Annotated in this window: 11 protein-coding genes; all 11 read right to left on the bottom strand. The window is 44.6% G+C overall.

Annotated elements, in window-relative coordinates:
- Positions 1–14: 14 nt before the first annotated feature.
- On the bottom strand, positions 15–2,165 hold the full coding sequence (locus tag QN079_RS01695; RefSeq protein ID WP_005227178.1) for a glycoside hydrolase family 3 N-terminal domain-containing protein: 2,151 nt from the start codon (positions 2,163–2,165) through the stop codon (positions 15–17).
- Between the two features lie 6 nt (positions 2,166–2,171).
- Entirely contained in the window at positions 2,172–2,951 is a 780-nt protein-coding gene (locus tag QN079_RS01690) for an endonuclease/exonuclease/phosphatase family protein (protein WP_289230306.1), read from the bottom strand.
- Positions 2,948–3,862, bottom strand: a complete 915-nt coding sequence (locus tag QN079_RS01685; protein ID WP_289230305.1) for an acetylxylan esterase — start codon at positions 3,860–3,862, stop codon at positions 2,948–2,950. The genes QN079_RS01690 and QN079_RS01685 overlap by 4 nt, the downstream gene beginning before the upstream one ends.
- Entirely contained in the window at positions 3,855–4,457 is a 603-nt protein-coding gene (locus QN079_RS01680; RefSeq protein WP_289230304.1) for a DUF624 domain-containing protein, read from the bottom strand. The genes QN079_RS01685 and QN079_RS01680 overlap by 8 nt, the downstream gene beginning before the upstream one ends.
- Positions 4,458–5,041: 584 nt before the next feature.
- On the bottom strand, positions 5,042–6,643 hold the full coding sequence (locus tag QN079_RS01675) for a type 2 periplasmic-binding domain-containing protein (protein ID WP_010748650.1): 1,602 nt from the start codon (positions 6,641–6,643) through the stop codon (positions 5,042–5,044).
- A 14-nt stretch (positions 6,644–6,657) separates the two neighbouring features.
- Positions 6,658–7,539 carry a carbohydrate ABC transporter permease gene (locus QN079_RS01670; protein ID WP_005227173.1) on the bottom strand — a complete coding sequence of 294 codons (882 nt, stop codon included), beginning with the start codon at positions 7,537–7,539 and terminating at the stop codon, positions 6,658–6,660.
- A gap of 11 nt (positions 7,540–7,550) precedes the next feature.
- Positions 7,551–8,462, bottom strand: coding sequence for an ABC transporter permease (locus QN079_RS01665; RefSeq protein WP_005232388.1), 912 nt, complete (start codon positions 8,460–8,462; stop codon positions 7,551–7,553).
- A 352-nt stretch (positions 8,463–8,814) separates the two neighbouring features.
- Positions 8,815–9,816 (bottom strand): Holliday junction branch migration DNA helicase RuvB, encoded by a 1,002-nt coding sequence (gene ruvB, locus QN079_RS01660; protein ID WP_289230303.1) that lies wholly within the window; start codon positions 9,814–9,816, stop codon positions 8,815–8,817.
- A gap of 14 nt (positions 9,817–9,830) precedes the next feature.
- Positions 9,831–10,421: a Holliday junction branch migration protein RuvA gene (gene ruvA / locus QN079_RS01655; RefSeq protein WP_005232405.1), complete on the bottom strand. Its 591-nt coding sequence runs from the start codon at positions 10,419–10,421 to the stop codon at positions 9,831–9,833.
- Positions 10,422–10,602: 181 nt separating this feature from the next.
- Positions 10,603–11,034 carry a peptide-methionine (R)-S-oxide reductase MsrB gene (gene msrB / locus QN079_RS01650; protein WP_008376288.1) on the bottom strand — a complete coding sequence of 144 codons (432 nt, stop codon included), beginning with the start codon at positions 11,032–11,034 and terminating at the stop codon, positions 10,603–10,605.
- 88 nt (positions 11,035–11,122) lie between these two features.
- Positions 11,123–11,521: a GFA family protein gene (locus QN079_RS01645; RefSeq protein WP_015508833.1), complete on the bottom strand. Its 399-nt coding sequence runs from the start codon at positions 11,519–11,521 to the stop codon at positions 11,123–11,125.
- Position 11,522 lies beyond the last annotated feature (1 nt).

Below are 11,522 nucleotides of genomic sequence, written 5' to 3'. Positions count from 1 at the left end.
GAAACCTTCCTATCTTACCTAACTAATTGCAGGGTTGTTTGTTGGGTGTCTCGGCTGTTCCCACCAATCATGATGTGGAATTTCCCTGGATCACTGCTTACTTGTTGGTTGCTGTGGACATAGCGCAGCAGTTCTTCCGTGATCTCAAATTGAACGGTTGCTGATTCGCCAGCCTCTAGCCAAATTTTCTTAAAGCCTTTCAGTTCTTTCACTGGGCGAACCACTTCACCGACTAAATCGCGAATGTAGCATTGGACCGTTTCCCAGACCGCTGCTGTTCCTTGGTTCGTAACAGTGATGGAAGCCGTGACCGTTTGATCTTTGGTCATAGTCGGCTGATCCAACGTCACCGCAGAATACGCAACTGGGCTATAACTCAAGCCAAACCCAAATGGATATTTGGCATAATTGGAGACATCCAAATATTTTGAGACATATTTTTCATCCGGTGCACTTTCATAAGGACGACCGGTATTGTCAACGTTGTAATACACAGGAACTTGTCCAACGGTTTCTGGGAATGACATGCTCAAGCGACCGCTTGGATTGTATTCTCCCCACAGGATCTGAGCAAGTGCGTTTCCGCCTTCGGTTCCAGGGAACCAAGCCTCGACGATCGCTTTGGCTGCATCCACACCTTGCAAATCAAGAGGACGACCGTTATAAAGAGTTACGATCAATTGCTCGTTGTATTCTTTCAAGGTTTCAACCAAGGATAATTGGGCTTGCGGCAAACGAATGTCGCTGCGGCTGGCAGCTTCACCGCTCATCCATTCCTGCTCTCCTAGCGCTAGGACCACTTTATCGGCTGCCTTCACTAATTCGATCGCTTCTTGGATCGCCGCTTCAGACGGTGCAAAATAATCAAAGGGCTCTTGACCGATCAACAGATCCGCACCCAAGGCTTGAGCACCCTCCACTAATGTCACTACTTCTTCTTGTTTCCCTTGCCAAGACCAAGCCCCTAATAGATCACGGGAGTGAGCACCTGGGCCTACGATTGCGACTTTTTCGGTTTTCTGCAACGGCAGAACACCTTCATTTTTCAACAACACCATTGATTTCTTTGCGATATCGCTGGCGATCTCACGGTGTTCTTGAGACAAAACAGTGGCTGCTTCAGCGGCTTCATCAGCGCCACGGTATGGATTTTCAAATAGTCCCAGCTCATTTTTTAAGGTCAAGATTCTTAGCACCGCTTCATCGACTAAGGCTTCCTCAACGGTGCCTTCTGCGATCAACTCTTTCAAGTTATCGGTGTAGCAAGTCGTCATCATCTCGATATCGACCCCAGCTTTGATGGCTAGTTCAGCGGCATGTTTTTCATCCTCCGCTGCGCCATGAGCGATCACTTCTTTGATTGCTGCCCAGTCAGAGATCACAACGCCTTCAAACCCGAATTCTTCTCGCAAAACATCGCGGAAAAGCCAGCGATTGGCCGTTGCTGGAATGCCGTCTACCGTATTAAAGGAGGTCATCACCAGCTTGGCACCAGCATCAAGGGCTGCTTTATAGCCTGGCAAATAACTTTCTCGCAGTTGGCGTTCTGACATATTGACCGTGTTGTAATCGCGACCACCGATAGCCGCACCGTAAGCCGCAAAATGTTTGACGCAAGCAGCCACGCGGTTGAAATCCGTTCGCAGATCATCCCCTTGATAGCCTTTGACGAAGGCTTCAGCGAAGCGACTGTTCAAGTAAGGATCTTCCCCCGTCGATTCCATGACACGGCCCCAGCGTGGGTCTCTTACTAAGTCCACCATCGGTGAAAAGGTCACATGCAAGCCAGAAACAGCTGCTTCTTTGGCAGATACTTCCGCCATTTTCTCCGCTGCTGCCAAATCCCATGAACTACCTAATCCTAATGGAATCGGGAAAATCGTCCGAAAGCCGTGAATGATGTCCGCCATCAATATCGTCGGGATATTCAAGCGGTTATTGGCGATATACTCTTTTTGGACGCGGATCGCTTCTTTTGCACCAGAAACACCTAGCGTTGTTCCCGCATTGTTGATGTTTTCTTGTGTCAGTCCTAAGTCGCCCATCGGACCTGTTTTCTCTTCTGCTTTATCTGAATAAAAAGCCGCTGCCAGTTGCAGCAACTGATCGATTTTTTCATCTAAGGTCATTTCTGAAAGTAGTTCGGTTAATTTCTGCTGTTCCATTTTTATTCATCCTTTGCTTTCTTCAAATTGGACTTCTGCTTCTAAAGGAAAATGATCGGAGGGAAAACGACGATCACAAGAATCCGTTAGACAGGCGGTTTTGACCACCGTGAAGCCTTTCGTATAGATATAATCAATTTCTTCTAGTTCTTGCCATGGTAACGTATAAATAAAATTTTGATAGGAGCCTTTTGGCCCATGATGGGGATTTTGTCCATGTTCTTTGGCATTTTGAAAATGCTGCTCTAAGTACCGATGCACCCGCTCCGTTGGCTCCGCATTCAAGTCGCCCATCAGCAATACAGGATAGCGTTCGATCTGATCTGCCAGCTGCTCAAGGATCACTTTCATCCCTTCAAAACGAGCCATTTCTGAAATATTATCTAAATGAGTCGTGATAGCAAGAAACGGCGGATTCTTTTTTTCCTGCAAGACTGCCCAAACACATAAGCGTGAATACGCAGCTTCTGGATGAATACTTGGTTCAGTCGGTGTCAATGACAACCAAAACGAACCTGAAGCTAATAACTCGAAAGCCTCTTTTTGATAATACAGTCCGATGCCTTCGCCTAAGTCATCACCGTCACGTTCAGCCGTGACGGAAGCATACTGCGCTAACTTTGCTAAATCTGCAAATTGGCTGGGACGAGCTTCTTGGATCGCCAGAACATCCCAGTCGTAGTAATCGATCAAGGAGCAGACCGCCTCCGATCGATAGTGCCATTGCCATTCTTGGTCATAGTCGGTATCGACTCGTAGATTGTAGGTTGCTACTTTCATCTTCATTCATTTCCTTTGAGTAATTTTGTGATTTGCTGCATTTCACGACGGATTTGTTTCGCTTCGCCGCCGCCATGCCCTTTATTTAAGTAAATACGCAATTCTTTCGGTCCAGGAATCTTTTTATAGGAAACGAAGAAATCTTCCATGGGACAGATGGGATCAGCACTGCCGACCGATGTATAAACAGGACCAGTTATCTGATGAGCAAAATACTTCAAATCAAAATAACTCATGACTTGATAGATCGTTTCCCGCGTTTCTGGAAATTGTTCGATATACTCTTGAATCACCTGGTAACTTCCTGTTTTTTGTTCGATCCGATGGACAAGATTGGAGTGGCTTGGCACATCGGCAAACGTCGCAAAAATCGGGACGTTCGTTAATGCGTTGACCAATAAGGCGATGCCGCCTCCTTGTGAGCCGCCTCTTAAAATAATGCGCTGCGGATCGATTTCCGGTATCTGTTGAAGGACTTCTAGTGTGCGCAAACTATCTGCGACCAATCGCTTCATATAAAAATCTTCTTTTTTCAAGATGCCGCGTCCAAAAGGTGCTTCATGCTGCGTGGTTTCATAGGGAACCTGATCTTGCGTGCGTCCCCCTTGTCCGCGATTGTCGATGACAAGACAGCCGCAGCCGATCAATAACCAATGAGCAAATTGGAACGGTTCTTGCACATGATTCATATAGCCTAAAAAATCAATCACGATTGGACAATCTGCCGCTTGTTCTGGCAGCAGCAGATGCCCATAGATCGTTTCATTACCAAGACTTTGAAAAGAAATCGTAAAACAATCGATCCCTTTCAGCAAAGGCGCTTGTTTGGTTCTTTCAAAGGCTAGCGGAAGGGTGTCAAGTTCTTGTTGGACCGAAGCCCAAAAATAGGATCGATCCGTCGCTGTGGATTCAGTCATTTGTCTCTTCCCCCTTCGCTAATACTTTATTGAAAAACAACACTTGGACAAAGGCTGAGCCTGAGATCCCTAAACAAACAAATAAGAATAGGTTCACTTTGCTGCACAATACAAAGACAAGAATGGGGATCACCAATAAAATGATCGCATTCGCCGTACTGCTAAGAACCGCATAGGCCGTTTCTTTTGCTGTTTCTTGCAATGATTGGGCAAACAAGCTGTACAAGAGAACGAACACGACGAGATACAGCGCAGCCAAGCTGACGAGGATCACGGCTAAAACGCCAAAGTAAGGTGTAATCATCATCAAGGAATAGATCAACCCAGCAAAGACTGCGACATACGCAATAACAAGACCTTCTAAGAAGAGCCCACGTTTGAGGTTGCTTAAGAATGCTTGCTTGTATCGCTGCCAAATCGGGACATCCCGTTCCTTGTACAATTGATCGATCGTCTGATACAGCGCGATCAATGCTGGTCCTGCGAGAATCAGCGTCATTGTTGGAATCATAAAGAGAAAACTAACAATGATCATATCTGCTAAAAAAGCAAAGACCCGATAGTACCATCCTTCATAAGAAAATAGTCGATTCATTATGATCCTCCAATCAAAACTTGCTGATTTGTGCTGCGGGTGCTACGTAAACTTGTTTCTTGCCTTCTTGTGAATTTGGGTCGTTTCTCAACGTACAGTTTTCTGGGTTGCAGCTTGCACGTCTCACTACGTGAGCCAATCGCAGTGATTCTTTGTACGGACACTACGCTCCCTGCGGTCGCCTAGTACTTTTCATCATCTGCTCGTCTCCGCTTTCGCTTCGCCTACAGTTGCACTAAGCAAAACCCACTAAGTGCAGCTTACATGTCTCACTACGTGAGCCAATCGCAGTGATTCTTTGCATGGACACTACGCTCCCTGCGGTCGCCTAGTACTTTTCATCATCTGCTCGTCTCCGCTTTCGCTTCGCCTACAGTTGCACTAAGCAAAACCCACTAAGTGCAGCTTACATGTCTCACTACGTGAGCCAATCGCAGTGATTCTTTGCATGGACACTACGCTCCCTGCGGTCGCCTAGTACTTTTCATCATCTGCTCTGTCTCACTACGTGAGCCAATCGCAGTGATTCAAAGCAAAGGAGAGGAAAGGTCTTTTTTTTGGCTTCCTTTCCTCTCCTATGGGGGTTATTTTAGTCGTTCGCGGTTTTCGGCCATTTTTTCAGTTTTAATGTCTTTGATTGCATCCCAGTTGTTTGAATCTAAGAAGCTTTCAAAGTCGGTTAGTGTGCTGTCAAATGTTCCTTCATCTTTTGAACGGATCAATGAGATGATCGTGCTGTTGATTTTGGTTTTGATGGCTGTGTTTGAACGTGCTTCAGCAGTTCCAGCATCTGGATCCGTATTTTCAATCACAAAGTGTGGATACAATTTGCCTTCGCCCCACTCTTGCATTTGAGTCAACGCATTTTCGGTTTTGACTTTCATTGCATTGACACGGTCATTGTTAAAGTAGTTGAAACGGCTGATACCATATTTTTTGTTGTAGCCTTCGTTGTCGGTTTGTTCCATTTCTTTGATTTCTGGCAAGTAATCGATTTTGCCTTCATCGTTATATTCATACGTCACGCCTTCAACACCGAATTTTGTCAAAATTTGTCCTGGTTCATCGATCAAGTACGTGAAGAGTTGGGTTACTTTTGCTGGATCCGCCGCATCTTTTGTGATGTAGTTGATCAACCAGCCAGAGATTCCTGTTTGGTTCAAGGTTGCTTCACGACCAGACGTGCTGGCAGGGCCATCGATTGCGATGTAGCGTGTGTCAGAGTTTTTCATGAATTCAGTGAAGTTCCCACCTTGTCCGCTCGTTCCTGCGACTAAGATCGTTGCATAGTCCCCTTGTTTTACTTTTTCATCATAGGTTGGACCGTCATCGGTAAAGCTGTCATCACTGATGTTGCCGTCACGATACACTTGATTGAAGGTTTTCAACCATGAGATATATTCTTCATCTAAATTACGGTCGTAGAACGCACCATCTTCATCTTCTAATGGAACACCTAAGAAATCTTGCAATTTATCTAAGAATGGTCCTGCTGTTTCGCCGATCGTTGTGAAGCCCATTGGTGTCAAATCAGGGAATTTCTCGCTGATTTCTTTCATGACTTTCACATAGTTTTCTGGAGTTGAAACATCTGGTTTGCCTAATGCTTCATAGACATCTTCACGGATCACAAAGTTGTCGTTGACGGGAATATTGCCGCTTTCGTAGTCTGCTGCTGTGTTGGAATAGTTTGGATAGCCATAAGTTTTGCCATCATCTAAAGCAAACCATTTGAAGGTATCTTCGGTCACGACATTCATCAAATACGGATCGTATTGTTCCGCTAAATCGTTCAATGAGTATGCCCAGCTATCAGCTTTTGTGGCTGCTTGACTGGTTTTATCCATCAACGTCACGATATCAGGCATATCACCACTTGAAATCAAAGCGTTTAATTTCGAATCATCCCCTGAAATAAATTCAATATCAATGTTCAAATCTTTTTTGATTTGGGCTGTCGTCACATCTTCACCAAATGGCAAAGCTGTCCAGTCTGAATTGATGTACCATGTGATCTTGGTTGGTTCTTCTTTGGTATCGAGTTTCCATGCTGGTGTCTTTTCATCTAACTCATACCGATCTTTGATAGAAAAATCCGAACTGCTGGCATTGTCTGAGCTGCCGCCACATGCTGCTAAGCTGAGTAATGCTGATGCTGCCAATAAACCGCCTACTACTTTTTTCATGTCTATCCCTCTTTCTATTCTTTTACTGCACCGGCCATCATACCGCCGATAAAGTGTTTTTGAAGCAATGGATATATAATTAAAATTGGCACTGTCGTGATGACGATCGTAGCCAACTGAACCCCACGGGTCGTTGCTTGGACGATAAAGTCGGTACTACCGCTTTCAGTCATCGTACTCAAGTTGGATTGGACGATGATTTCATAAATCTTCATTTGCAGCGGATAGAGATACTCTTTTGTGATATACAGTTTTGTCGTCATAAAATCGTTCCATTGGCCAACCCCGTTGAACAAGATGATGGTTGCCAAGGCCGGTTTCGTTAATGGTAAGAAGATTTTATAGAAGATTTGGAATTCACTTGCACCGTCGATCTTCGCAGATTCTTCGAGTGAAGGCGGAATCTCACGGAAAAAGTTCATTAAAATCACGACATCATAGTAGCTGAACAAGGCTGGAATAATGTAGACCCAGAAAGAATCCAGTAATCCTAGCGAGCGAATCAGCAAGTACGTTGGAATCATACCACCACTGAAGTACATGGTGATGACCCCCATCGTTGTATAGATGTTGCGGCCGACCAAGCGTGATTTACTCAATCCGTAAGCCACGATCGCACAAAACAAGGTATGGGTCGCAGCCCCAAGAACCGTTTTTAACACTGAGATCAAGAAGGCACGGGGGATACTTGCGTCGGAAAAAACTTTCCGATAGTTTTCCCAGGTAAAGCCTTTGGGCCATAACACGAGGCCGTTGCCCGCTAATCCAGAACTAGAAGACACGGAGGAAACCAAGATATTCCAAATCGGTACGATGATCATCAATGAGAATAAAATCAAGATCACGGTATTGAAGAAGTAAAACCACGTGTTTTCTTTTGCTTTTCTTTTGATCATGTTTTTTCCTCCTATAAGATAACTGAATTGCCGTTGTTCAACTTGCGGGTCACTCGATCCGTGATCACCAATAAGATGACGGAAATGACCGCGATGCCCAAGCCGACAGCAGTTGCATAAGAGAAATCACCTTGCGTCAACCCCATTTTATAAACGAAGGAGTTGATGACTTCTGAACGGTTTTGGTTCTGTGAATTCATTAAAACTAATGTTTGATCTAGGTTTGACCCTAAGATACCGCTCACATTCAGAATCAAGTTTAAGGAGATGATCGGTGTCAGTAATGGCAATGTGATCGAACGAATCTGTCTTAGCTTGCTGGCACCATCGATTCGTGCGGCTTCATAAAACGTTGGATCGATCCGCGACATACCTGCCAAGTAAAGGATCGTTCCCCAGCCGACTTCTTTCCATAGATCCGAAAGGACCGCGATCCACCAATATTTGCTTGGATCCAATAGATGATTGACCCCTTTGTCCATCAATCCTACGGACATCAGCACTTGGTTGATAAAGCCGTTCGTTGACAGCCAAGAAATCATCATCCCACCTAGCACGATCCATGAGAAAAAATGGGGAATGTATGAAACCGTTTGAATAAATTTCTTCAAGCGGCCATCTTGCATTTCAAAAATCATAATGGCTAACACAATCGGGATCGCAAAACCTAAACCTAATTTCAATAAGCTGATGGCTAACGTATTTCTAACCGCTTCCCAGAAAAAACTGTCATTCATAATGATACGGAAATTCTCTAACCCGACCCATGGTGCTGATGAAATCGTGTCAATCACCGTATAGTTTTTGAAAGCGATTATAATTCCGTAGATCGGAATATAATTAAATACGATCATAAATGCCACGCCGGGAAAAACCATCCAGTGAAGCTGCCGTTGACTATAAAACTTTTGCAGTTTACTCATACACAAAATCTCCTTCTTTCTATCCTCGCAACACTACGTATATCTCCACATTTCGGTGAAACGTTTCTACAAAAAGATTATATCCGCTGCCAATCGAAAATGCAAGCCTTTCCAATTATTTTTTTCAACTTTTCTTTTTTCACAAATTTTGTTGGGTTCCTCACAAATACAAGAGCTTTCATATCAGCTTTTTCATAAGAAATCCTTTTTCCAAACATTCCCTTTTAATCAAATTTCACAAATATTGTATTTTTTCAACATCGATTAATTCACAGAAATTATTAAAAAATAAAAAGAAACGTTTCACCAAAAGCACAAAAAAGCAGCAATCATCGTTGATTGCTGCTTCGTTCTATTCACTTCTTTGGGGATAGCCAAAATGGTCATAGGCTAACGGCGTTGCGATCCGCCCACGCGAGGTGCGTTTCAAAAATCCTTTTTGGATCAAAAACGGTTCGTACATATCTTCCACTGTTTCGGTTTCTTCCCCGATATTGACAGCGATCGTACTTAATCCCACCGGGCCGCCTTGATACAATTCGATCATCGTGCGGATCAATTTCTGATCGATATAATCCAAGCCAGCATGATCGACTGCCAAAAGCGCCAATGCCTGGTCAGCAACGGTGCGATCGATCAACCCATCCGCTTGTACTTGCGCATAATCGCGAACTCGTTTAAGCAAACGGTTGGCGATCCGTGGAGTGCCTCGGGATCTGCGGGCGATTTCGATCGCCCCTTCTTCCACGATATCCGTTTCAAAGATCGACGCAGTCCGCTGCACGATCTCTTTTAAATCATGGTCTTCATAATATTGCATATGAGAAATGATCCCGAAGCGATCCCGTAGTGGCGCCGAGAGCATCCCCGCCCGCGTCGTTGCGCCGACTAAGGTAAATGGCGGGAGCGGAAAATGAACTGGGTGAGCCGTTGTCCCTTGCCCCACCATGATATCCACATAAAAATCTTCCATTGCCGAATAAAGCATTTCTTCGGCGACACGAGGCAAGCGATGGATCTCATCGATAAACAGAACATCCCCCGGCTGCAGCTCATTCAAGATCGCAATCAAATCCCCTGGTTTTTCGATCGCAGGACCGCTGGTCGTCTTGATTTGGACCTGCATCTCGTTGGCGATCACCATTGCCATCGTTGTTTTCCCTAAGCCTGGCGGACCATATAAGAGGACATGATCCAACGCTTCTTCTCGATTTTTCGCCGCTTGGATATAAATCGAAAGCTCCTGCTTGACTTTGTCTTGTCCGATATATTGGGTAAGGGTTTGCGGACGCAAGGATTTTTCGATAATCTCTTCTTGTTCTGTGCTTTCTGGCGAAACAATTCGTTCATCCATCGTCTACTTGCTCCTTACTTTTTCATCATCAATCGGAGAGCTTCCCGCAAGTACTCATCCGTCGATTTTGTGGTATTCGCCGCTAATTGTTTTTCGGCTTTCTTGACTTCTTTTTCGCTATAACCCAATGCTTTCAAGGCTTCCATTGCTTCATCTAAAGCAGTCGTTGCTACGCTTAGAGGAACGATCGCTTCTTCTCCAACCAGTTCAGCCACTTTGCCTTTCAAGTCTAGGATCATTTGCTGCGCCGTCTTTTTACCGACACCTGGGAACTTAGTCAAATAGTTGACGTCCCCATTTTCGACTGCCGTGATCAACCCTGTATGGTCTTCATTGGCCATGATTGCTAACGCACTCTTTGGTCCAATACCTGAGACACTGATCAATTTTAAAAACAACTGCTTGCCTTCGATCGTGGCAAAGCCGTAGAGACTATGAGCATCTTCACGAATCACTTGGTGCAGATAGATTTTTACTTCTTGGTTCAACTTGCCGCTAAATGAATACGGATTGCCAAAAGCGATCTGATAGCCGATGCCATGAGTCTCAACGACGATATACGCCGGAAAGATATCCGTTACTTTTCCTATGATATATTCGTACATGTGCTTTCCTTTCTGTACATATGTTCCCTTTATTGTAGCACAGACGAGAGGGCAAAAAAAGGACTGTGAACGAAGGAAAAGGCTTAGCAGGAAACAAACGGAGGAAAAACCGTTGTTTCAGTCGCATTTTTTCAAACGAGACATGCTGCTGCGTCTTTTTTTCGCACACAGTTCCTAATACTTACTCAACGAGTGATTTGAATTCGCCATAGCCTTTTTCATCCATTTCTGCTAAAGGGATGAACTTCAATGCTGCCGAGTTGATACAATAGCGCAAACCGCCTTTGTCCTGAGGACCGTCTGAAAAAACATGTCCTAAATGAGAGTCAGCTTCTTTGCTGCGGACTTCTACCCGATGCATGCCGTGAGAAAAATCAGCTTTTTCTTGAATATCTTGGCGACTGATCGGTTTCGAAAAGGACGGCCAGCCACAACCTGCGTCATATTTATCAGTAGAAGCAAACAATGGTTCTCCGTTGACGATATCAACATAGATCCCTTTTTCATAAAAATCATCATACTCGCCAGTAAAGGGGCGTTCGGTTGCATTTTCTTGGGTAACCGCATATTCGATTGGCGACAATTTTTCTTTTAATTCTTTTTTATCTGTCATTTTTTCACCTGCTTTTCCTCTAGACTCATCCTGTATGCTCTATCATGCCTTTTTTCTTAGCGAATGTAAAATGACTTGCTCAAATTGCTTAAGGGTTTTGCAGCTTTTGCCAACGAGTCGTTGGTTCCGCAAAATGGTAGAAATGCGGTTGATCTTTTGTATAGATTTCTTCGGTTAAGACAGCTTCTGGCAAATTGCCAAACAACCCAGCCGCAAAAAAATAGGTGTGTGCTTCTTTGAGGTAAAAGAACAGGCTCGAGCCGCATTGACTGCAAAATCCTCGCTGTGCCCACTCAGAAGAATCGTAACGTCGCAGCCACTTCGCTCCTTGAAGAGCTATCTGGTCCTCAGCGCATGGCGCAAGAGCAAACATCGGTCCGCCGTGAAATTTCTGACAGAGACTACAATGACAAACCGTGATTTCTTTCGCAACTCCCGTCAAGTTGATCGTGACTTTGCCGCAAAGACAACTACCAGAAACATCCATC

It is taken from the genome of Enterococcus sp. FZMF (assembly GCF_030263915.1).
In the GTDB taxonomy this organism is placed as follows: Bacteria; Bacillota; Bacilli; order Lactobacillales; family Enterococcaceae; genus Enterococcus_D; species Enterococcus_D casseliflavus.
This window is presented reverse-complemented; position numbering and strand designations above follow the sequence as displayed.